The sequence below is a fragment of the Mycobacterium kyorinense genome (assembly GCF_001672775.1).
GTDB lineage: Bacteria > Actinomycetota > Actinomycetes > Mycobacteriales > Mycobacteriaceae > Mycobacterium > Mycobacterium kyorinense_A.
In genome coordinates, this window is record NZ_LZKJ01000145.1 from 16,530 (window position 1) to 37,684 (window position 21,155).

The window sequence follows — 21,155 nt, forward strand, 5'->3', positions numbered from 1 at the left end:
TCTGTTACAACCTGCCGTTATGAGAAGTCGCGGAAGGCGAGCGCGAAACCCGTCACCGCGATCACCGCGGCGGCTCCGTAGCCCAGAATCGACCACCAGCCGGCGTGCAGATACGCGGTGACGGCGACAATCGCGATCGCGAGGAAGACCATCGCCATTCCGTAGAGCGGAGGCGTGGCCGCATATCGGTTGCGGCTCATTGGTTTCCCTCCTTAGCGGTAGCCATCACCCGGTGGCGGACCAAATACCAGCCTCCGATCAAGGCCGGGATCCCCACCGCCAGCGTGCCAATGATCCAGTGGCCGCGCCGATGGTCGAGCATCATTAGCACCAGTACGGCCGCTAGGAACGCCAATGTGGCGTAGCCGCTGTAGGGCGCCAACGGCATCCGGAAGTTGGGCCGCTGCATCGTGCCTGCCTTCGCTGCCCGGTGCAGCCGCAGCTGACACGCCACGATCGTGGCCCAGGCCGCCATCACGCCCATCGCCGCGATGTTGAGCACGATTTCGAAGGCCTGGCCCGGTTTGACTGCATTGAGCACGACGCCGAACAGTCCGATCATGCTGGTCAGCAGGATACCGCCGTAGGGCACACCGTTTTTCGACATCCGCGCGGTGAACTTGGGGCCGCTGCCGTTGATCGCCAGCGAGCGCAGAATCCGGCCCGTCGAATACAGTCCGGCGTTCAGGCTGGAAAACGCCGCGGTCAAGACCACCACATTCATCAGGGTCCCCGCGCCGCCGAAGCCGATCTTGGAAAAGAAGGTGACGAAAGGGCTTTCGTGTTCTTTGTAGGCGGTGTATGGCAGCAGTAGCGCCAGTAGCGCAACCGACCCGATGTAGAAGATCGCGATGCGGGCCACCACCGAGTTGATGGCACGGGGCATGACCTTCTCGGGCTCGGCCGTTTCACCGGCGGCGGTTCCGACGAGCTCGACTGCGGCATAGGAGAATACGACTCCAGACGTCACGAGCACCAGCGGCAGCAGACCGGTCGGCAGGAACCCGCCGTGCTCGGACCACAGACTCAGCCCGGTGTCCTGGCCGTCGACCTGGTAGCGCCCGGCCAAAAACACCGTCCCGACGACCAGAAACGTCATCAGCGCGACCACCTTGATCAGCGCGGCCCAAAATTCCAGCTCACCGAAGAGTTTCACCGAAATCATGTTCACCGACACCACCGCCACCAGCGCGATCAGCGCGAGAGTCCACTGTGGGACCACGTGGAACGCCGTCCAGTAGTGGAAGTAATTCGCGATCGCAGTGGAGTCCACGATCCCCGTCATCGACCAGTTCAGGAAGTACATCCAGCCGGCGACGAAGGCCGCCTTCTCGCCGAAGAATTCGCGGGCGTAGGAGACGAACGATCCCGACGAGGGGCGGTGCAGGACCAGCTCGCCCAGTGCGCGCAGGATCAGGAACACAAAGCCCCCGCAGATCCCGTAGACGAGGAACAACCCCGGCCCCGCCGACTCCAGCCGTCCGCCCGCCCCCAGGAACAAGCCGGTTCCGATGGCGCCGCCGATCGCGATCATTTGCAGCTGCCGCGGCCGCAGCTCCTTGTGATACCCGGCGTCTTCACGAGTCAAAAAGTCCGGGGCCGTCTCGCGTACTGCCGGCGTAGGCGCGTCGGGCAGCGGTGGCATCGGGATTCCTATCGTCGTGATCAGGCGTACACGGCGACGCCGGGGCTACCCGTGCAACGGGCTGGGGGAAAGGGTATCCGACTGCCCCGCCTGGATGGTCCGGCATTCGCTGAGCTGCGGTTTTCGATCGTCTCGGCGCTACCGACTGCTAGATTCAAACGCCATGGCGAAGTCCACCGGACTGTTGTTCAACCCGAACGTCTACGACCCCCGCCAGTTCGACCCCGAGACGCGGCGTCAACTCCGGGCCGTGATCGACTGGTTCGAAGGGCGCGGCAAGCGAAAGCTCCTACAGGACGATCTGGACGCCGTATGGGTCTCGGACTTCCTGGACTTGATCAAGCGAGAGCGAATCTTCGCGACCTTCCTCACGCCGTCGGAGTATGGCGGTGATGACCCGAACAAGCGGTGGGACACCTCGCGCAATGCGGCGCTCAGCGAGATCTTCGGGTTCTACGGGCTGGCCTACTGGTACGCCGAGCAGGTCACGATCCTGGGCCTCGGGCCGATCTGGCAGAGCGACAACATCAAGGCCAAGGAGCGCGCGGCCGAGCAACTCGAGGCGGGCGGCGTGATGGCATTCGCGCTCTCCGAGCGCGAGCACGGCGCGGACATCTACAACACCGACATGGTGCTGACACCCGGCGATGACGACGAGGGGGTCGTCTTCCGGGCGTCGGGGGAGAAGTACTACATCGGCAACGGCAACGTCGCAGGCATGGTGTCGGTGTTCTCGCGCCGGGCCGACGTCGACGGAGCCGACGGCTACGTATGGTTCGTCGCCGACAGCACGCACGAGAATTACGAACTGATCGGCAACGTCGTGCACGGCCAGATGTACGTCAGCAATTTCCGGCTCAACGACTACCCGGTGCACGAGGAGGACATCTTGTGCGCCGGACCCGACGCATTCTCGGTCGCACTCAACACCGTCAATGTCGGCAAGTTCAACCTGTGCAGCGGCTCAATCGGCATGTGCGAGCACGCCTTCTACGAGGCGATCACGCACGCCAACAACCGCATCCTCTACGGCAACCCGGTCACCGACTTCCCGCACGTGCGGGCCAGCTTCGTCGAGGCCTACGCGAGATTGGTCGCGATGAAGCTGTTCAGCGACCGCGCGATCGACTACTTCCGCAGCGCCAGCCGCGACGACCGTCGATACCTACTGTTCAATCCGGTCACCAAGTCCAAGGTGACGTCGGAGGGCGAGACCGTCGTTACCCTGCTGTGGGATATCCTGGCTGCCAAGGGCTTTGAGAAGAATACCTATTTCTGCCAGGTCGCGCGGCTGATCGGTGCGTTGCCGCGGCTCGAAGGTACGGTGCACGTCAACGTGGCGCAGATCCTAAAGTTCATGCCCAACTACATGTTCAACCCCGCCGACTATCCCGAGATCGGTACCCGCAACGACCCGGCCGATGACGTGTTCTTCTGGGCGCAAGGCCCGGCCCGGGGCGCGTCCAAGGTGCAATTCGCTGATTGGGCCCCCAGCTACGAAAAGTTCCTGGATGTACCGAATGTCGCTCGCTTCTATGAGCAGGCCGGGGCGTTGAAGGAACTGCTGGCCACCGCTGCGCCCGACCCAGACCAGATGCGCGACCTCGACTTTCTCCTCGTTGTCGGTCACCTGTTCACCCTCGTTGTCTACGGGCAGCTGATTCTCGAACAGGCCGATCTGATCGGGCTAGATCATGAGTTGGTGGACCAGATCTTCGACGTCCAGATCCGCGACTTCTCCGCGCATGGCGTCGCGTTGCATGGCAAGCCGAGTTCGACTTCGGCACAACAGGAATGGGCGCTATCGGCGGTGCGCAGGCCTGTTGTGGATGCAGACCGCTTTGACCGGGTTTGGCAGCACGTCAAGGCGTACGACGGCGCCTACGTGATGCGGCCCTAGAAGCTCAGATGTGGCGGTCGACGTCCATCCTTTGGTGCAGGATGCGCACGATGTCGACGACGCCTTCGGCGGTCACTCGGTAATACAGCGTGTGTGATCCGGCGGCGAGCTTTCGATAGCCGGGTCGGATCTCATCGCAGGCTCGGCCGATCAGCGGATTCGCCGCAGCGCGGCCGATGGCATGTTGAAGTTCGCGCAGGTACTCCTCGGCCTGGTCGACACCCCAACGGTCGTTGGTGTAGTCCCAGATCTGCTCCAGGTCTGCTCGCGCGGCAGGGGAGAGCAGGTATCGGCTACTCAACCCTCGCGCGGGGCCTCGGCCCGCTTGCGGTCGAGGAAGTCGTCGAAGTCGAAAGGTGTCGAGGTGCCGCTGCGTTCGCCGGCCTCAAGGGCATCGCGCAGCGCCCGTAGCTGGGTTTCGCGGTCCTCGAGCAGCCGTAACGCGCAGCGGACAACATCACTGGCCGACCGGTAGCGGCCTGCTGCGATCTCGCCGTCGATAAAGGCGCTGTAATGCTCGTCGAGCGAGAAGGACGTGTTCTTACCCACGAGCGCACTGTACCAATTATTGGTATTCGACGCGTGTGCGCTGTCGTGACCGGGCGTAATGCGGTGACGCCGGGGTACCCGTGCAACGGGTTGGGGGAAGTATCCGACGGCGCCGGCCGACAGCGCGGCTAACTCGTCGACGGCGGTCGGGGGAACAAACCGGCAACCGCTGCCGTTGACCCCATCGACAACTTGAGCGAACCAGACTCAATATTTGGCTTGACAGCGCCGTGGCAGCGGAGGCAGTCTTGAGCGAGGTTCACTCAGTGTAGTGCAACTGGCAAAGCTCGATAATCAGGGAGGATTCACTATGGCTCGTGCGGTCGGTATCGACCTCGGGACCACCAACTCCGTCGTCGCAGTTCTGGAGGGCGGCGACCCCGTCGTCGTCGCCAACTCCGAGGGCTCCCGGACCACACCATCGGTCGTTGCGTTCGCCCGCAACGGTGAGGTCTTGGTCGGTCAGCCCGCCAAGAACCAGGCCGTGACCAACGTCGACCGCACCATCCGGTCGGTCAAGCGGCACATGGGCTCGGACTGGTCGATCGAGATCGACGACAAGAAGTACACCGCGCAGGAGATCAGCGCCCGGGTTCTGATGAAGCTGAAGCGCGACGCCGAGGCCTACCTCGGTGAGGACATCACCGACGCGGTGATCACGACACCCGCCTACTTCAATGACGCTCAGCGGCAGGCCACCAAAGAGGCCGGCCAGATCGCCGGGCTGAACGTGCTGCGGATCGTCAACGAGCCGACCGCCGCCGCGCTGGCCTACGGCCTGGACAAGGGCGAGAAGGAGCAGCGGATCCTGGTGTTCGACCTCGGCGGCGGCACCTTCGACGTCTCACTGCTGGAGATCGGCGAGGGGGTCGTGGAGGTCCGCGCGACTTCCGGTGACAACCACCTCGGCGGCGACGACTGGGACGACCGGATCGTCGAGTGGCTGGTCGACAAGTTCAAGGGCAGCAGCGGCATTGACCTGACCAAGGACAAGATGGCCATGCAGCGGCTGCGGGAAGCGGCCGAGAAGGCCAAGATCGAGTTGTCGTCGTCTGGCAGCACCTCGATCAACCTGCCCTACATCACCGTCGACGCCGACAAGAACCCGTTGTTCCTCGACGAGCAGCTGACCCGTGCGGAGTTCCAGAAGATCACCCAAGATCTGCTGGACCGCGCCCGTAACCCGTTCCAGTCGGTGATCAAGGACGCCGGCATCGCGGTGTCCGAGATCGACCACGTGGTGCTGGTGGGTGGGTCCACCCGGATGCCCGCGGTGTCGGAACTGGTCAAGGAGATGACCGGCGGCAAGGAGCCCAACAAGGGCGTCAACCCCGACGAGGTGGTCGCGGTGGGTGCCGCGCTGCAGGCCGGTGTGCTCAAGGGCGAGGTGAAAGACGTTCTGCTGCTTGACGTCACACCGCTGAGTCTCGGTATCGAGACCAAGGGCGGCGTGATGACCAAGCTGATCGAGCGCAACACCACGATTCCGACCAAGCGGTCGGAGACCTTCACCACGGCCGACGACAATCAGCCGTCGGTGCAGATCCAGGTCTACCAGGGTGAGCGCGAAATCGCTTCGCACAACAAGCTGCTCGGCTCCTTCGAGCTGACCGGAATTCCGCCGGCGCCGCGCGGTGTTCCGCAGATCGAGGTCACCTTCGACATCGACGCCAACGGCATCGTGCACGTCACCGCCAAGGACAAGGGCACCGGCAAGGAGAACACGATCAAGATCCAGGAGGGCTCCGGCCTCTCCAAGGAGGAGATCGACCGGATGATCAAGGACGCCGAAGCGCACGCCGATGAGGACCGCAAGCGTCGCGAAGAGGCCGACGTCCGTAACCAGGCCGAATCGCTGGTGTACCAGACGGAGAAGTTCGTCAAGGACCAGCGCGAGGCCGAGGGCGGATCCAAGGTCCCCGAGGACACCTTGACCAAGGTCGACGCGGCGATCGGCGAGGCGAAGAAGGCGCTGGAAGGCACCGACATCGGGGAGATCAAGGCCGCGATGGAGAAGCTGGGCCAGGAGTCTCAAGCGCTGGGCCAGGCGATCTACGAGGCCACCCAAGCCGAGCAGGCTGCCGGCGGCGGCGCTGAGGCCGGCCCGAGCGGAGCCGATGACGTCGTCGACGCGGAGGTGGTCGATGATGACCGGGAGGCCAAGTGACCGAAGGCAACCCACACGAACCGGTAACCGTCACCGACAAGCGGCGGGTTGATCCCGAGACCGGCGAGGTACGACACGTGGCTTCCGGTGCGGCCCCAAGCGGGCCGCCACCGGAGGCCGCCGGGTCCGAAGGGCCGGCCGATGCCGACAAAGTCGCCGAGCTGACCGCCGATCTGCAGCGGGCACACGCCGACTTCGCCAACTACCGCAAGCGGGCGCTGCGCGACCAGCAGGCGGCGGCGGATCGGGCCAAGGCCACCGTGGTCAGCCAATTGCTGGGCGTGCTCGACGATCTCGACCGGGCACGCAGCCACGGTGATCTGGAGTCCGGTCCGCTGAAGTCGGTCGCCGACAAGCTGACCAGCACGCTGACCGGGCTTGGCCTGGCGGCGTTCGGTGCCGAGGGCGACGATTTCGACCCCGAGCTGCACGAGGCGGTCCAGCACGAAGGCGACGGAGGCGAAGGCTCGAGGCCGGTGATCGGCAACGTCATGCGGCAGGGCTACAAACTCGGTGACCAGATTTTGCGGCACGCAATGGTCGGCGTGGTTGACACCCTCCCGGAAGAGGCAGCCGACACCGCCGATAACGACGCCAATAACGCCGAGCAGACCGCAGAATCAGAACCAACGGAGAATTAACGACGAGACAAATGCAGAAAGGTGAGAGGGGGTGACGCGAAATGGCCCAACGGGAGTGGGTCGAAAAGGACTTCTACAAGGAGTTGGGCGTCTCTCCTGACGCCAGCCAAGATGAAATCAAGCGGGTGGCCCGCAAGCTGCTCGCCGAGAATCATCCCGACCGCAACCCTGGCAACAAGGCGGCCGAAGACCGCTACAAAGCGGTGTCCGAGGCCAAGGAAGTCCTGACGGATCAGGCCAAGCGCAAAGAGTACGACGAAACCCGCCGCCTGTTCGCGGGCGGCGGGTTCGGTCGCCGGTTCAACGGCGGCGACTTCGGCGGCGGCTTCAACGTGGGCGGCGACGGCGCCGAATTCAATCTCAACGATTTGTTCGACGCCGCCGGGCGCAGCGGCGGCACCAATATCGGTGACCTGTTCGGCGGCTTGTTCGGCCGGGGCGGCGCCCCGCGTCCGAGCCGGCCGCGGCGTGGCAACGACTTGGAGACCGAAGCCGAGCTGAGCTTCCTGGAAGCCACTAAAGGTGTGGCGATGCCGTTGCGGCTGACCAGCCCGGCGCCGTGCACGAATTGCCATGGCAGCGGCGCACGCCCGGGCACCAGCCCGAAGGTATGCGCCACCTGTAACGGCTCGGGCGTGATCAACCGCAACCAGGGCGCGTTCGGCTTCTCCGAACCCTGCACCGATTGTCGCGGCAGCGGCTCGATCATCGAGCACCCCTGCGACGAGTGCAAGGGCACCGGTGTCACCACCCGCACCCGCACCATCAACGTGCGGATCCCGCCGGGCGTGGAGGACGGGCAACGCATCCGGTTGGCCGGCCAGGGGGAGGCCGGGTTGCGCGGCGCCCCGTCGGGTGACCTGTATGTGACCGTGCATGTGCGGCCCGACAATGTCTTCGGCCGCGACGGCGATGACCTGACCGTGACGATTCCGGTCAGCTTCTCCGAATTGGCGTTGGGCACCACGCTTTCGGTGCCGACGCTGGACGGACGGGTCGGTGTTCGGGTGCCCAAGGGCACCGCCGATGGCCGCATCCTGCGGGTGCGTGGGCGCGGGGTGCCCAAGCGCGCCGGCGGCAGCGGCGATTTGCTGGTGACTGTCAAAGTCGCTGTCCCGCCGAACCTCGAGGGCGACGCCCAAGATGCGTTAGAGGCCTACGCCGCCGCCGAGCGGTCCAGCGGTTTCGACCCGCGGGCCGGATGGGCAGGTAACCGCTGATGGCTAAGAACCCCAGGGAACAAGACGCTCGCACGTTTCTGATCTCGGTGGCCGCCGAGCTGGCCGGCATGCATGCGCAGACGCTGCGCACCTACGACCGGCTCGGACTGGTCAGCCCGCAGCGCAGTTCCGGTGGCGGACGGCGGTATTCGCAGCACGACGTCGAGCTGCTGCGTGAGGTGCAGCGGCTCTCCCAGGATGAAGGCGTCAACCTCGCCGGCATCAAACGGATTATCGAGCTGACCAATCAAGTCGAGGCGTTGCAGTCGCGGCTCAGCGAGATGGCCGCCGAGATCGAGGTGTTGCGGGCGAATCAGCGGCGTGATGTCGCCGTGGTGCCCAAGAGCACCGCGGTGGTGGTCTGGCAACCCCGCCGCCCGCGCTGACGCCTGCTCTCTTGCCAAACAGAAGCCACGGCTGTGATTTTCGCTGCTCTACGACCCTGGCTTCTGTTTCGCGATCAGATCCGAATCGAGAACTGGGCGATCGCCGAGTCGCCCGGCTGCGCAACCCGGTAGCCGCCACGCCGTAGCGCATCGGTCGGGGCGGCCATCGGCTCGAAGCACACCACATCCTCGCCGGGTGGAGCGAAGATCTGCGCCGCGGGATAGCCCAGCTCGAAGTGCACTTCGATGCGTCGGCCCCCGCCCGAGACGGCGAACACCGCGCCCTCGGCCACCTGGTCATAGCCGTCGTCAAATGTATTGTCGCCCAGAGCTTCTTCGTGGGCCGGCTGCAGTGACGACTCGCCGGTGGGCAGACCGCGCTCATCGAGATGCAAGTGTCGCAGCCGCGGGGTCTCGATAATCCACTCGCTGCGCGCCACGTCCGGCAACTGGAGATAGGGATGAAAGCCGAAACACAGCGGCACGGCGGCGTTTCCGGTCGGCGTGATCGCCGTCCGCAGCGTCAACGTCCGCTGCGAGAGCCGCACGGTCAACGCCAGCAGATGCGGGAACGGGAAACTGGACAGCAGTTCGGGATCCGCGCCGAAATCCACCTCGGCGGTCAGCTCGTTCTCGGATTCGGCGACCACCCGCCAGCGTGGATAGGCCGCCAGCACGCCATGGATCGGCAGTCCGTGCGGGTCGGGCCGCACCCTGTTGCTGCCCGGCACCAATGTGACCGTCTCGCCCTCAGCGCGATAAGTGTTGGCCCCCAATCGATTCGCCCACGGATAGAGCACGGGGATGCCCATCGTCTTGCCGTCGGTGACGTAGGCGTCCAGTCCGCGGCGCTGGCCGAGCAGTTGCACACCGGAGTCGGTGAGCGAGACGCCGATCATCCCGGCATCGGGCACGAACTGCGCCTGCACAGGTGACGACGGGTCGTGCAGCGTGACGATGTGCACGATCGCCAGCCTATGCCGCAGCGGGTCTAGCTGTGCAACGGGTCGTGCTGGATGTGCTCGGGCGGGGCGCCCTTGGCGATCAGCGCCGCCTTGGTGGCGCGCACCATGTCCGGCCCACCGCAGATCAGGATCTGGCGATCGCCCCAGCCGCCGTATCGGGTCACCACGTCAGGCAGTCGGCCCGTTTGGCGCACATGCAGGCCGCGCGGCGGGGTCACGTCGAGGTAGTCGGCGGCCCAAGCCGGGTCACCGGCGTAGTCCGACACGGGGGACACCGACAGCCACGGGTTGTGCGCCGCGATCTGCCACAGCGTGGGCAGATCGTAGAGCTCGCACGGGTAGCGGCCGCCGAAGAACAGGTGCACGCGCGGATTCTGCCCAAAGCGCGCGAGGTCCATCACGATCGACCGCAGCGGCGCCAGGCCGGTGCTGCCGGCCACCATCAGCACATCGCCGCCGTCGCGGTCGACGTGCATCCCGCCGTGCGGACTGGACAGCCGCCAGCGGTCGCCGGGCCGGGTTTCGCCGACGATGGCGGTGCTGACCAGGCCGCCGGTCACGGCGCGGACGTGAAATTCGATCGCGCCGCTGTCCTCCGGCGGGATGGCCGGGGTCAGGTACCGCCATCGCCGCGGGCATTGCGGGACTGCGACGTTGACGTACTGGCCGGGGTGATAGTGCAGCGGGCGGTCCAGCTGCAACCGCACCACCGCCAGGTCGCGCGACACCCGCAGGTGTTCGATCACGGTGCCGTCCCACCAGGCGGGGCCCTCGTCGGCGTCGGCGGCACCGCTCATCACCCCGGTGATCAGGTTCAGCGACTGGCGGGCGGCCTCGTCGACGGCGTCGGTCCAGGCGTCGGACAGCCTGTCGCGCAGCGTCGAATACAGCGCGCGCCGCAACGTCTCATAGTGCTTGGGGATGACGCCGTATTTGCGGTGGTCGCGGCCCAACTGAGCCAAAAACGCCACCGGCGACTGTGCGCGCTGCGCGACCAGTTCGCCGTAAACCCAATGCAGCGCGTGGGCGAACGCGGCCCGCTGCCCGGCCATGTCCGGCGGAAACAAATCGCGCAGTGCGACGTCGAGGGCAAACCAGCGGGCATAGAACTGGCCGACCAGCCCGTCGGCGTCGGATTGGGCCTCTCCGTCGAACGCGGCGTGCAACACCTGCAGCGCATCTCGGTCGTCTAGGCCCACGGCCGACGATTTTAGGCCTGATTAGGCACGTCGTCGCCTCGGCGAACAAGGTGACCAAAGCGTCGGCCTAGAGCGCGTGGAGTCCCTTGTAGAGCACCAGCAAACCGATCACAACCAGGATCACCGCGAGCATCGCGGCGTTGTGGCGCTCCATCCAGTCCCTGAGTCTGCTCAGCGGATCGTGAAGGCGCTCCCCGGCAGCGGCGTAGGCCAGTATCGGGATTGCGACCGACGATGCGGCGACCGCGACGAAAAACACCGCCGAGATCCATGCCCGGGTGGCGCCCAGCCCGGCGCTGCCGATCGCCAAACCGGCTGCCGCGCAGATCAGCAGCACCTCGAGCCGCACCACCGCCAGCACCGCTCCCGTCACTCCGGCCCGCAGCGGTGTGAGCGTGGTCAGCGACCGCATCCAGCGCGGCGTCTCCGTGTGGCGGTGGCGGCTCAGCCACCGATAGACGCCGAAGAGGATCAGTGCTGAGCCGACGACAATCCGCAACCACGACGCCCAGGCCGGTGGCGACTCGCGCAGCCCGCCGAGCAGCCCGGACACCGCGACGAACAGCGCCGTCAGCCCCGCCAGGAGCGCCAGCCAGCCACCGAGAAACGCAAGGCCAGTCGCTCGCGGTCGGGGTGTGTGCAACACCAGCACAGCGGGAATGATCGACAGAGGCGAGAGGCTGATCACCAGCGCCAGGGAAAGCAGTCCGGTCAGGGCCGAACCCCAGCTGCCTGTCACGCCAGCACGTTAGCCCCCCGCTCAGCATCCCGATAGACTTGAGCGGAACAGACTCAACCTTGACGGCGTTGAACATCGCGACAAGCATTTTGCCAACCCCTTTTTGACCACAAAAGGAGGCCGTTGTGGACTCTTTCAACCCGACAACCAAGGCACAAGCGGCGCTGACATCGGCGTTACAGGCGGCTTCCGCCGCAGGTAATCCGGAGATCCGGCCCGCTCATCTGTTGTTGGCGCTGCTGACGCAGAACGACGGGATCGCTGCGCCGCTGCTGGAGGCTGTCGGCGTCGAGCCCGCCACCATCCGCGCCGAAGCTCAACGCCTCCTCGACCGGCTGCCGCAGATCAGCGGCGCCAGCTCGCAGCCGCAGCTGTCCCGCGAATCGCTTGCGGCGATCACCACGGCCCAGCAGCTGGCCACCGAACTCGACGACGAATACGTCTCCACCGAGCACCTGATGGTCGGGCTGGCCACCGGCGACTCCGAGGTCGCCAAACTGCTGAGCGGTCATGGCGCGTCCCCGCAGGCTCTGCGTGAGGCGTTCGTGAAGGTCCGCGGCAGCGCCCGGGTCACCAGCCCCGACCCCGAAGCTACCTACCAGGCGCTGGAGAAGTACTCCACCGACCTGACCGCGCGCGCCCGGGAAGGCAAACTCGACCCGGTCATCGGTCGCGACAACGAGATCCGTCGCGTCGTGCAGGTGCTGAGCCGTCGGACCAAGAACAACCCGGTGCTCATCGGTGAGCCGGGCGTCGGCAAGACCGCGATTGTCGAGGGCCTGGCCCAGCGCATCGTGGCCGGCGACGTGCCGGAGAGCCTGCGCGACAAGACCGTCGTCTCGCTGGACCTTGGTTCGATGGTGGCCGGCGCCAAGTACCGCGGCGAGTTCGAGGAACGGCTCAAGGCGGTGCTCGACGACATCAAGAACTCCGCGGGGCAGATCATCACGTTCATCGACGAGCTGCACACGATCGTCGGCGCCGGCGCCACCGGCGAATCGGCGATGGACGCCGGCAACATGATCAAGCCGATGCTGGCCCGCGGCGAGCTGCGGCTGGTCGGCGCCACCACGCTCGACGAATACCGCAAGCACATCGAGAAGGACGCCGCGCTGGAACGCCGCTTCCAGCAGGTCTTCGTCGGTGAACCGTCGGTGGAAGACACCGTCGGGATCCTGCGCGGGTTGAAGGACCGCTACGAGGTGCACCACGGGGTGCGCATTACCGACTCGGCGCTGGTGGCTGCGGCCACCCTGTCCGACCGCTACATCACCGCAAGATTCCTGCCGGACAAGGCCATCGACCTGGTCGACGAGGCCGCTAGTCGATTGAGGATGGAGATCGACTCGCGGCCCGTCGAGATCGACGAGGTCGAGCGGCTGGTCCGCCGGCTGGAGATCGAAGAGATGGCACTGGCCAAAGAGGAAGACGCGGCGTCGCGCGAAAGGCTGGAGAAGCTGCGCGCCGAACTGGCCGACCACAAAGAAAAGTTGGCCGAGCTCACCACCCGTTGGCACAACGAGAAGAACGCCATCGACGTCGTCCGCGAACTCAAGGAGCAACTGGACACCCTGCGCGGCGAATCCGACCGCGCCGAACGCGACGGCGACTTGGCCAAGGCCGCCGAGCTGCGCTACGGCCGCATTCCCGAGGTGGAGAAGAAACTCGACGCGGCGCTGCCGTCCGCGCAGGCCCGCGAGGACGTCATGCTCAAGGAGGAAGTCGGGCCCGACGACATCGCCGACGTGGTGAGCGCGTGGACCGGCATCCCGGCCGGGCGGCTGCTGGAAGGCGAGACCGCCAAGCTGCTGCGGATGGAAGACGAGCTGGGTAAGCGGGTTGTCGGTCAGCGCAAGCCGGTGCAGGCGGTGTCCGACGCGGTGCGTCGCAGTAGGGCCGGGGTCGCCGACCCCAACCGGCCCACCGGGGCGTTTTTGTTCCTCGGGCCCACCGGCGTCGGCAAGACCGAGTTGGCCAAGGCGCTGGCCGACTTCCTGTTCGACGACGAGCGGGCGATGGTCCGCATCGACATGAGCGAGTACGGCGAGAAGCACTCGGTGGCCCGCCTGGTCGGGGCGCCGCCGGGCTACGTCGGTTATGACCAGGGCGGTCAGCTGACCGAGGCGGTGCGCCGCCGGCCCTACACGGTGGTGCTCTTCGACGAGGTGGAAAAGGCCCACCCGGACGTGTTCGACGTGCTGTTGCAGGTCCTCGACGAGGGCCGGCTCACCGACGGGCAGGGCCGCACGGTCGACTTCCGCAACACCATCCTGATCCTGACGTCCAACCTCGGGTCGGGCGGCAACGAGGAGCAGGTGATGGCCGCGGTGCGGTCGACCTTCAAGCCCGAGTTCATCAACCGGCTCGACGACGTGCTGATCTTCGAGGGCCTCAACCCCGAGGAGCTGGTGCACATCGTCGACATCCAGCTCGAGCAGCTGGCCAAGCGGCTGGCGCAGCGACGGCTGCAGCTGGAAGTGTCGCTGCAGGCCAAGCGGTGGCTGGCGCAGCGCGGGTTCGACCCGGTCTACGGGGCGCGTCCGTTGCGGCGGCTGGTGCAGCAGGCCATCGGCGACCAGCTGGCCAAGATGTTGCTGGCCGGCGAGGTCCACGACGGCGACACGGTGCCGGTCAACGTCAGCCCCGACGGCGAGGCCCTCATTCTCGGATGAGCCGCGCTCGAACGTCGACTTGTTGTGGATATTTCCCCAGAAATCGCCCAACAAGTCGACGTTCGGCACTGGGAGGCGTGACGGGGTTGTGACCTGCAAGCATTCGTGATTCTCCACGAAAAGCAAGTAGGCTACGTGCGATGGTCCCGCTTTGGTTCACGCTCTCCGCGTTGTGCTTCGTCGGCGCGGTGGTGCTGCTGTACGTCGACATCGATCGACGCCGCGGGCGTGGCCGACGCCGCAGATCCTGGGCGCGTTCGCACGGATTCGACTACGAACCCGAATCCACCGACATCCTCCAGCGCTGGAAGCGCGGCGTGATGTCGACCGTCGGCGACATCCCGGCGCGCAACGTGGTGCTGGGCCAGATCCGCGGCGAAGCGGTGTTCATCTTCGACCTCGAAGAAGTCGCCACGGTGATCGCGCTGCACCGCAAGGTGGGCACCAACGTCGTGGTCGACGTCCGGCTCAAAGGGCTGAAAGAGCCGCGGGAGAACGACATTTGGCTGCTCGGCGCGATCGGGCCGCGAATGGTGTACTCCACCAACCTCGACGCAGCCCGCCGCGCATGCGACCGGCGGATGGTCACTTTCGCCCATACTGCACCGGACTGCGCCGAGATCATGTGGAACGAGGAGAACTGGACGTTGGTCAGCATGCCGATCGCCAGTACCCGCGCCCAGTGGGACGAGGGCCTGCGCACGGTGCGCCAGTTCAACGACCTGCTGCGGGTGTTGCCGCCGGTGCCCAAGCAGGCCGCGCTGACCCCGTCGGCCGGCCGCCGTAACGCGGCGCCGAGTCGCCCGCTGGCCCCGACCGCCCGCGCGGAGGCGGCGCCCAAGCGGGCCGAAGCCGCCGGGCGATCCGAACCCGCTCGGCGGGCACCCGACGAGGCCGTCCGTCGCCCGCCGCCGGACCGCAACGGCTACCAAGCCACGCATTATCAGCGTTGATACCCGGCAGCTACGCTGTCGGTCATGCCGTCGCCCGTCGCCCTGATCACCGGGCCCACATCGGGGATCGGCGCAGGATTCGCGCGCCGCTTCGCCGCCGACGGTCACGACCTGGTCCTGGTTGCCCGCGATGCTGAGCGGCTGGAGCAACTGTCGGCCGAGCTGCGCGACGAAGGCGGCCGCAACGTCGAGGTGCTGCCGGCCGACCTGGCTGACGCCGCCGACCGCGGCAAAGTCGCCGAGCGGCTGGCTGCCGGTGTCGACGTACTGGTCAACAACGCCGGCTTCGGCACCTCCGGCGAATTCTGGACCGCCGATCCCGCGCTGCTGCAGGCCCAGCTGGACGTCAACGTGACCGCGGTGATGCAGCTGACCCGCGCCGCGCTGCCGGCCATGATCGATGCGGGGTCGGGCACCGTCATCAACGTCGCCAGCGTCGCCGGTCTGGTGTCGGGCCGCGGGTCGACGTACTCGGCGTCCAAAGCCTGGGTGGTGTCGTTCACCGAAGGGCTGGCCGGTGGACTGAAGGGCACCGGCGTAGGGATACACGCGGTGTGTCCAGGCTTCGTACACACCGAATTTCACAGCCGTGCCGGCATCGACATGGCTTCGATGCCGTCGTTCATGTGGCTCGAGGTCGACGACGTGATCCGGGAAAGCCTGGCCGACATCGCGCGCGGCAAGGTGATCAGCGTTCCGGGGTTGCAGTACAAGGCGCTCACCACGGCCGGGCGGATGGCGCCGCGAAGCCTGGTCCGCGGTTTTACCAATGTGTTCGGGCGGGGCCGTGGCCGCACCTGAGGCCGCCGAGCGCGACGAGTTGGCCGACCTGGTGCGCCGACTGTCGGTGGTGCACGGCCGCGTCACGCTGTCCTCGGGGAAGCAGGCCGACTACTACGTCGATCTGCGCCGGGCCACCCTGCACCACCGCGCCGCCGCGCTGATCGGCCGGTTGATGCGCGAACTCACCGACGACTGGGAGTATGCGGCCGTTGGCGGTCTGACCTTGGGCGCCGACCCGGTAGCCACCGCCGTCATGCATGCACCGGGACGCCCGATCGACGCGTTCGTGGTGCGCAAGTCGGTGAAAACCCATGGCATGCAACGCCTTATCGAAGGCCCCGACATCTCCGGTCACCGGGTGCTAGTGGTCGAGGACACTAGTACCACCGGCGCTTCGGCGCTGACTGCGGTACGGGCGGTGCGCGACGCCGGTGCCGACGTGGTCGGCGTAGCGACCGTGGTGGATCGAGACACCGGCGCGGCCGAAGCCATTCAAGCCGAGGATTTGCCCTACCGCAGTGTGCTGAATCTCGCGGATCTGGGGCTGCGCTGAACATCGTGCGGGCTCTGATCGCAATAGTGACGACGCTGGCGCTGGTTTCAGCCTGTTCCGGTGCGGCTCACGACGATCGGGTTTACGGCGCGCAGCCTGCCCGGCTAGGCGAATCGCTGGCAGTGCTGGGTTGGAACGTCGCCGTGTCGAATCTGCGCTGGAGCGCCGACTACGTTCTGGTCGACGTCGACGCTGCCCCGGCCGACCCGGCCGCAGCGCACGCGAAACCCGAAGACCTTCGCTTCGGGCTCTACGGCGCGCTGGCTCACCCGATGGAAGCCACCGGAATCGGTAGCTGTGAAGGCGCGAAAAATGTTGTAGTGCAGCATCTCTCGGCGCCCACGCCGGACCGGCTGACTGGCACGGTGTGCCTGGGCCCGCTCAAGGACCGCAGCGCGGTGCGTGGGGTGTACATGTACTCGCCGCGGGACCGCATCGCCGGCACCGCGGCGGCGTATCCGGCGACGTTCCCGGTGGGCATGCTGCCGACCAAGGAGAACGACATCGGCATGGTGGTCAAGACCACCAGCGTGTCGGCCTGGCGCGCCGACGGCACCCAACTCAGTCAAGAGTCGCTGGGCGACCCGGCCGTATTCACCGGCAACGGCTATATGCTGCTGGGCCTGGTCGCCGACGCCGTCGCGGCACGCTACCGCGAGGAGTCGGCCGCCCGCGGCGGACCGATGATGCTGCTGGCCACCCCAACCTTGCCCGCGCCGGGGCTCAGCGCCGCCTGCGCGGCGTACGGGTCGTCGGTGTTGCTGTTGCCCGAGGCGTCGCTGGACGCCGTCCACGTCGACGCGTCGCTGTGCACCCAGGGCGAGATCAACCAGGCGCTGCTGTACGCGACCGTCGCGGTGGTCGGCACCCACGCCGCGGTCTGGACCACGCCGTGACTGAGCCCGGTCCCACCGAATGGGGCGCACCCAACGCGGGCGTGGGCCCGTGGGAAGGCGACCTTCCGGACGATCCGCGGTACGACCCGGCGCTGCTGCGCGACGGCGACACCCGCAACGTCGTCGACGCCTACCGCTACTGGACACGGGAGGCGATCATCGCCGACATCGACCAGCGCCGACACCCGCTGCACATCGCGATCGAGAACTTCGGCCACGACGCCAACATCGGCGGGGTGGTGCGCACCGCCAACGCGTTCGCGGTGGACACCGTGCATATCGTGGGCCGCCGCCGGTGGAATCGCCGCGGTGCCATGGTGACCGACCGCTACCAGCGGCTGTCGCATCACGACCACATCGCCGACCTGCTGGAGTTCGCTACCGGCGCCGGGCTGACCGTGGTAGCCGTCGACAACGTGCCCGGCGCCGCCCGGCTGGAGCAGACGCCGCTGCCGCGCGATTGCCTGCTGGTCTTCGGCCAAGAGGGGCCCGGCATCAGCGACGACGCCCGCGCCGGCGCGGCGCTGACCGTCTCGATCGCTCAGTTCGGCTCGACCCGCAGCATCAACGTCGCGGTGGCCGCCGGGATCGCCATGCATGCCTGGATCACCCAGCACGGAGACGTCGCCAAAGCCTGGTCAACCTAGGATCAAGTGCATATGGATCAGCTATGGGCCAACCGGGCGGGCAGCGCCGAAGCGGCGGTGACCGCGCGGCACCTCAGGCGACTGTGGGCGTTGCCGGGCACCCAGTTGGGCGTGGTGGCCTGGCCGCCGCTGCGACGTGACCGGCTGTTCGGTCACTGGCATTACTGGTGGCAGGCCCACCTGCTGGACTGTCTGGTCGACGCCCAACTACGCGACCCAACTCCGGAGCGGCACAAAGAGATCAAACGTCAGATCCGCTCACACCGGCTGCGCAACATCGGGCGATGGGTCAACGACTACTACGACGACATGGCCTGGCTGGCGCTGGCGCTCGAGCGGGCATCCCGGTTGGCCGGCATCGACCGCCATCGCGCACTGGACACACTGACCGACCAATTCGTCAAAGCCTGGGTGCCCGAGGACGGCGGCGGCATCCCGTGGCGCAAACAGGACCAGTTCTTCAACGCCCCGGGCAACGGACCCGCCGGAATCTTTCTGGCCCGCTACGGCGACCGGCTCAAACGTGCCCAGCAGATGGCCGACTGGATCGACAGGACACTGATCGACCCGGAGACACACCTGGTGTTCGACGGCATCAAAGCCGGCTCCCTGGTTCGCGCGCAGTACACCTACTGCCAGGGCGTGGTGCTGGGACTGGAAACCGAATTGGCCGCGCGCACAGGCGATCCGCGACACGCGCCGCGGGTGCACCGGCTGGTCAACGCCGTCAACGAGCACATGGCGCCGGCGGGGGTGATCAACGGCGCCGGCGGCGGCGACGGGGGACTGTTCAGCGGGATTACCGCCCGCTACCTGGCGCTGGTCGCCACCACGTTGCCGGGCGAATCGGTCGAGGACGTCGCGGCCCGCGACACCGCGCGCGAATTGGTGCTCGACTCCGCGCAATCGGCCTGGGACTACCGGCAGTCCGTGCAGGGGCTGCCGCTGTTCGGACCGTTCTGGGATCGCACCGCCGACCTGCCGTCGACGGTCGGCAAGCAGGCCGAGTTCGTCGAGGGCGCGGTGACCGGTTCTGAGGTCGCCGAGCGCGACCTGTCGGTGCAGTTGTCCGGCTGGATGCTGATGGAGGCCGCCCACGCAGTCAGCGCAGTAGGAAGGAATGCCTGATGACTAAAGTCCATCCCGACGCGGAGACCGCATTGGACGGCCTGCTGAAGGACGGGATCACCGTAGCCGCAGGCGGTTTCGGCCTGTGCGGTATTCCGGAGAACCTGATCCAGGCTCTGGTGGACAGCGGTGTCAAGGACCTCACGATCGTCGGAAACAATGCCGGCGTGGACGATTTCGGTATGGGCCTGCTGCTCAAGGCGCGGCAGGTGAAAAAGGTGATCGCGTCCTACGTCGGCGAGAACAAGGAGTTCGAGCGCCAGGTGCTGTCGGGTGAACTCGACCTCGCTCTCACCCCGCAAGGGACACTGGCGGAGAAACTGCGCGCCGGCGGGGCAGGCATTCCGGGCTTCTACACCCGCACCGCCTTCGGCACCAACCTTGCCGAGGGCAAAGATACCCGGGTCTTTGACGGCACCGAATATGTTCTGGAAGAAGGCATTCGCGCCGACGTGGCCATCGTCAAGGCGTGGAAGGGCGACACGGCAGGCAATCTCGTCTACCGCAAGACTGCGCGCAACTTCAATCCGATGATCGCCACCTGTGGAGCGGTGACGGTCGCCGAGGTGGAAGAACTCGTCGAAGTCGGTGACTTGGATCCGGATCAGATTCACACCCCCGGCATCTACGTCGACCGCATCATCGAAGGACCCAGTTATGAGAAGCGCGTCGAATTCCGCACGGTGACAAGCGGTTCCGCACTCAAGCAGGACAGCCCGATCCGCGAGCGGATGGCCCAGCGCGCCGCCCAGGAACTGCGCGACGGCTACTACGTCAACCTGGGCATCGGAATTCCCACGCTGGTAGCCAATTTCATTCCGTCGGGGATCAGCGTGACGCTGCAATCGGAGAACGGGCTACTGGGAATCGGCTCCTACCCGACCGAGGATGCGGTAGACCCCGACCTCATCAACGCGGGCAAGCAGACCATCACCACTCTTCCCGGATCGAGCTTCTTCAGTAGCGCCGATTCCTTCGCGATGATCCGCGGGGGTCACATCGACCTGTCCATCCTGGGTGGCTTAGAGGTGGCCGAGAACGGCGATCTGGCCAACTGGATGGTGCCGGGCAAGATGGTCAAAGGGCCGGGCGGCGCAATGGATCTGGTGTCCGGCGTGAAGCGCGTGATCGTGGTGATGGATCACACCGCTAAAGACGGCAGCCCGAAGATCCTCAAGCAATGCACGCTGCCGATCACCGGCAAGGCCGTCGTGGACATGATCATCACCGATCTGTGCGTCTTCGACGTCGAACCCCACCGGGGGCTGACCCTCACAGAACTGCATCCCGGAGTGACAGTCGAGGACGTGCGCGCCAAGACCGGCTGCGACTTCACCGTCGCGCTGGACTAACGGCTACTCGGGCACCGTGAGCTGCTCGGGGTCGCTGTTGGCTGCCCGGCGGCGGTTCAGATAGCTTCGCCCGACCGCGATCAATGCCGGCAACAGCGACACGAACAGGATGCACAGGATGATCGCTTCCAAGTTGCGGTGGACGAAGTCCACGTTGCCCAGGAAGTAGCCCGCCACCGTCGCGCCGCCACCCCAGGCGATGCCGCCGACGATGTCGAACGCCAGATACGTCGGGTAGTGCATGTAGGACACACCGGCGACCACCGGGGTGAAGGTGCGCACAAACGGCATGAACCGGGCCAGGATGATGGCCATCGGGCCGTACTTCTCGAAGAACGCGTGCGATTCCGTGACGTGATGCTGCTTGAAGAAGCGGGAATCTTCCCGCTTGAACAACGCGGGCCCGATCCGGCGACCGATGAAATACCCGGTTTGGTCACCCAGCACCGCGACCAGCGCGACCGCCGGGGCCAACACCCAGATGTTCATCGTCCCGTGCGCGGCCAGCAGACCGCCGGTGAACAGCAGAGATTCGCCGGGCAGCAGCGGGAACAGCAGGCCGGTCTCGATGAAGACGATGAGCAGGATCGCGGGCAAGACCGCCGACGCGAACAGGCCCTGCGGACCGATCCAGTACATCGGGTCCATCAGGTCGGGCAAGGCCAATACGGCGGTGTCCATGAGGACCCAAGATACCGGCGTCCGGGGGCGCCCCTGACCAGACGCGGCCCGGGTGGGCTGTCGACGCCTGCGCGGTGTT

21 protein-coding genes are annotated in these 21,155 nt (G+C 66.4%); 13 read left to right on the plus strand and 8 right to left on the minus strand.

The window, feature by feature from the left end; all coding sequences use genetic code 11:
• Window positions 1-17: 17 nt before the first annotated feature.
• Window positions 18-200 (minus strand): hypothetical protein, encoded by a 183-nt coding sequence (locus A5707_RS16180; protein WP_065015471.1) that lies wholly within the window; start codon window positions 198-200, stop codon window positions 18-20.
• Entirely contained in the window at window positions 197-1,645 is a 1,449-nt protein-coding gene (locus A5707_RS16185) for an amino acid permease (RefSeq protein WP_065015472.1), read from the minus strand. The genes A5707_RS16180 and A5707_RS16185 overlap by 4 nt, the downstream gene beginning before the upstream one ends.
• 163 nt (window positions 1,646-1,808) lie before the next feature.
• Between A5707_RS16185 and A5707_RS16190 the strand changes: the two genes are divergently transcribed.
• The gene (locus A5707_RS16190) at window positions 1,809-3,545 is read left to right on the plus strand and encodes an acyl-CoA dehydrogenase family protein (protein WP_065015473.1); all 1,737 of its coding nucleotides are present in this window, start codon (window positions 1,809-1,811) and stop codon (window positions 3,543-3,545) included.
• A 4-nt stretch (window positions 3,546-3,549) separates the two neighbouring features.
• Here A5707_RS16190 and A5707_RS16195 read toward each other — a convergent pair whose 3' ends face one another.
• Both A5707_RS16195 and A5707_RS16200 read right to left on the minus strand, forming a co-directional pair.
• On the minus strand, window positions 3,550-3,846 hold the full coding sequence (locus A5707_RS16195) for a type II toxin-antitoxin system RelE/ParE family toxin (protein WP_065015474.1): 297 nt from the start codon (window positions 3,844-3,846) through the stop codon (window positions 3,550-3,552).
• On the minus strand, window positions 3,843-4,094 hold the full coding sequence (locus A5707_RS16200) for a type II toxin-antitoxin system ParD family antitoxin (protein ID WP_065015475.1): 252 nt from the start codon (window positions 4,092-4,094) through the stop codon (window positions 3,843-3,845). Before A5707_RS16200 ends, A5707_RS16195 begins: the two co-directional genes overlap by 4 nt.
• 310 nt (window positions 4,095-4,404) lie before the next feature.
• Here A5707_RS16200 and dnaK point away from each other — a divergent pair, with 310 nt between their 5' ends.
• The 4 genes from dnaK to A5707_RS16220 are packed head-to-tail and all read left to right on the plus strand — an operon-like array spanning window position 4,405 to window position 8,508.
• Complete coding sequence (gene dnaK, locus A5707_RS16205; protein WP_065015476.1) at window positions 4,405-6,261, plus strand: molecular chaperone DnaK; 1,857 nt, start codon at window positions 4,405-4,407, stop codon at window positions 6,259-6,261.
• Window positions 6,258-6,902 (plus strand): nucleotide exchange factor GrpE, encoded by a 645-nt coding sequence (gene grpE, locus A5707_RS16210; RefSeq protein ID WP_065015477.1) that lies wholly within the window; start codon window positions 6,258-6,260, stop codon window positions 6,900-6,902. The genes dnaK and grpE overlap by 4 nt, the downstream gene beginning before the upstream one ends.
• Window positions 6,903-6,943: 41 nt before the next feature.
• Complete coding sequence (gene dnaJ / locus A5707_RS16215; RefSeq protein WP_065015478.1) at window positions 6,944-8,122, plus strand: molecular chaperone DnaJ; 1,179 nt, start codon at window positions 6,944-6,946, stop codon at window positions 8,120-8,122.
• Window positions 8,122-8,508 carry a heat shock protein transcriptional repressor HspR gene (locus tag A5707_RS16220; protein ID WP_065015479.1) on the plus strand — a complete coding sequence of 129 codons (387 nt, stop codon included), beginning with the start codon at window positions 8,122-8,124 and terminating at the stop codon, window positions 8,506-8,508. Before dnaJ ends, A5707_RS16220 begins: the two co-directional genes overlap by 1 nt.
• Before the next feature lie 74 nt (window positions 8,509-8,582).
• Here A5707_RS16220 and A5707_RS16225 read toward each other — a convergent pair whose 3' ends face one another.
• The 3 genes from A5707_RS16225 to A5707_RS16235 all read right to left on the minus strand — a co-directional run bounded on the left by A5707_RS16225 (window position 8,583) and on the right by A5707_RS16235 (window position 11,411).
• Entirely contained in the window at window positions 8,583-9,473 is an 891-nt protein-coding gene (locus A5707_RS16225; RefSeq protein ID WP_065015480.1) for an aldose 1-epimerase, read from the minus strand.
• A gap of 26 nt (window positions 9,474-9,499) precedes the next feature.
• On the minus strand, window positions 9,500-10,672 hold the full coding sequence (locus tag A5707_RS16230; RefSeq protein ID WP_065015481.1) for an FAD-binding oxidoreductase: 1,173 nt from the start codon (window positions 10,670-10,672) through the stop codon (window positions 9,500-9,502).
• A gap of 67 nt (window positions 10,673-10,739) precedes the next feature.
• Window positions 10,740-11,411 (minus strand): GAP family protein, encoded by a 672-nt coding sequence (locus tag A5707_RS16235; protein ID WP_065015482.1) that lies wholly within the window; start codon window positions 11,409-11,411, stop codon window positions 10,740-10,742.
• A gap of 125 nt (window positions 11,412-11,536) precedes the next feature.
• On the opposite strand from A5707_RS16235, the gene clpB reads away from it, so the two are divergent.
• The 8 genes from clpB (at window position 11,537) to A5707_RS24780 (ending at window position 20,395) form a co-directional block, all read left to right on the plus strand.
• Window positions 11,537-14,083 (plus strand): ATP-dependent chaperone ClpB, encoded by a 2,547-nt coding sequence (clpB, locus tag A5707_RS16240; RefSeq protein WP_065015483.1) that lies wholly within the window; start codon window positions 11,537-11,539, stop codon window positions 14,081-14,083.
• A gap of 140 nt (window positions 14,084-14,223) precedes the next feature.
• The gene (ttfA, locus tag A5707_RS16245) at window positions 14,224-15,036 is read left to right on the plus strand and encodes a trehalose monomycolate transport factor TtfA (RefSeq protein WP_065015484.1); all 813 of its coding nucleotides are present in this window, start codon (window positions 14,224-14,226) and stop codon (window positions 15,034-15,036) included.
• 24 nt (window positions 15,037-15,060) lie between these two features.
• Complete coding sequence (locus A5707_RS16250; protein ID WP_065015485.1) at window positions 15,061-15,837, plus strand: SDR family NAD(P)-dependent oxidoreductase; 777 nt, start codon at window positions 15,061-15,063, stop codon at window positions 15,835-15,837.
• Window positions 15,806-16,372 (plus strand): orotate phosphoribosyltransferase, encoded by a 567-nt coding sequence (gene pyrE, locus A5707_RS16255; protein ID WP_065015486.1) that lies wholly within the window; start codon window positions 15,806-15,808, stop codon window positions 16,370-16,372. The genes A5707_RS16250 and pyrE overlap by 32 nt, the downstream gene beginning before the upstream one ends.
• 5 nt (window positions 16,373-16,377) lie before the next feature.
• Window positions 16,378-17,268, plus strand: a complete 891-nt coding sequence (locus A5707_RS16260) for a hypothetical protein (protein ID WP_065015487.1) — start codon at window positions 16,378-16,380, stop codon at window positions 17,266-17,268.
• Window positions 17,265-17,915 carry a TrmH family RNA methyltransferase gene (locus A5707_RS16265; RefSeq protein WP_065015488.1) on the plus strand — a complete coding sequence of 217 codons (651 nt, stop codon included), beginning with the start codon at window positions 17,265-17,267 and terminating at the stop codon, window positions 17,913-17,915. The genes A5707_RS16260 and A5707_RS16265 overlap by 4 nt, the downstream gene beginning before the upstream one ends.
• 12 nt (window positions 17,916-17,927) lie before the next feature.
• Entirely contained in the window at window positions 17,928-19,043 is a 1,116-nt protein-coding gene (locus A5707_RS16270; protein WP_065015489.1) for a glycoside hydrolase family 76 protein, read from the plus strand.
• Window positions 19,043-20,395 (plus strand): 3-oxoacid CoA-transferase, encoded by a 1,353-nt coding sequence (locus tag A5707_RS24780; protein WP_065015490.1) that lies wholly within the window; start codon window positions 19,043-19,045, stop codon window positions 20,393-20,395. The genes A5707_RS16270 and A5707_RS24780 overlap by 1 nt, the downstream gene beginning before the upstream one ends.
• A gap of 3 nt (window positions 20,396-20,398) precedes the next feature.
• Here the strand turns inward: A5707_RS24780 and A5707_RS16280 are convergent, their stop codons facing one another.
• The gene (locus A5707_RS16280; protein WP_065015491.1) at window positions 20,399-21,076 is read right to left on the minus strand and encodes a DedA family protein; all 678 of its coding nucleotides are present in this window, start codon (window positions 21,074-21,076) and stop codon (window positions 20,399-20,401) included.
• Window positions 21,077-21,155 lie beyond the last annotated feature (79 nt).

Excerpts from the sequence above, each read along its gene's own strand:
- pyrE (WP_065015486.1), top strand. The coding sequence starts at position 15,806 with ATGTGTTCGGGCGGGGCCGTGGCCGCACCTGAGGCCGCCGAGCGCGAC.
- A5707_RS24780 (WP_065015490.1), top strand. The coding sequence starts at position 19,043 with ATGACTAAAGTCCATCCCGACGCGGAGACCGCATTGGACGGCCTGCTG.
- A5707_RS16180 (WP_065015471.1), bottom strand. The coding sequence starts at position 200 with ATGAGCCGCAACCGATATGCGGCCACGCCTCCGCTCTACGGAATGGCG.
- ttfA (WP_065015484.1), top strand. The coding sequence starts at position 14,224 with ATGGTCCCGCTTTGGTTCACGCTCTCCGCGTTGTGCTTCGTCGGCGCG.
- A5707_RS16280 (WP_065015491.1), bottom strand. The coding sequence starts at position 21,076 with ATGGACACCGCCGTATTGGCCTTGCCCGACCTGATGGACCCGATGTAC.
- dnaJ (WP_065015478.1), top strand. The coding sequence starts at position 6,944 with ATGGCCCAACGGGAGTGGGTCGAAAAGGACTTCTACAAGGAGTTGGGC.
- A5707_RS16185 (WP_065015472.1), bottom strand. The coding sequence starts at position 1,645 with ATGCCACCGCTGCCCGACGCGCCTACGCCGGCAGTACGCGAGACGGCC.
- A5707_RS16250 (WP_065015485.1), top strand. The coding sequence starts at position 15,061 with ATGCCGTCGCCCGTCGCCCTGATCACCGGGCCCACATCGGGGATCGGC.
- A5707_RS16190 (WP_065015473.1), top strand. The coding sequence starts at position 1,809 with ATGGCGAAGTCCACCGGACTGTTGTTCAACCCGAACGTCTACGACCCC.
- A5707_RS16220 (WP_065015479.1), top strand. The coding sequence starts at position 8,122 with ATGGCTAAGAACCCCAGGGAACAAGACGCTCGCACGTTTCTGATCTCG.
- A5707_RS16270 (WP_065015489.1), top strand. The coding sequence starts at position 17,928 with ATGGATCAGCTATGGGCCAACCGGGCGGGCAGCGCCGAAGCGGCGGTG.
- dnaK (WP_065015476.1), top strand. The coding sequence starts at position 4,405 with ATGGCTCGTGCGGTCGGTATCGACCTCGGGACCACCAACTCCGTCGTC.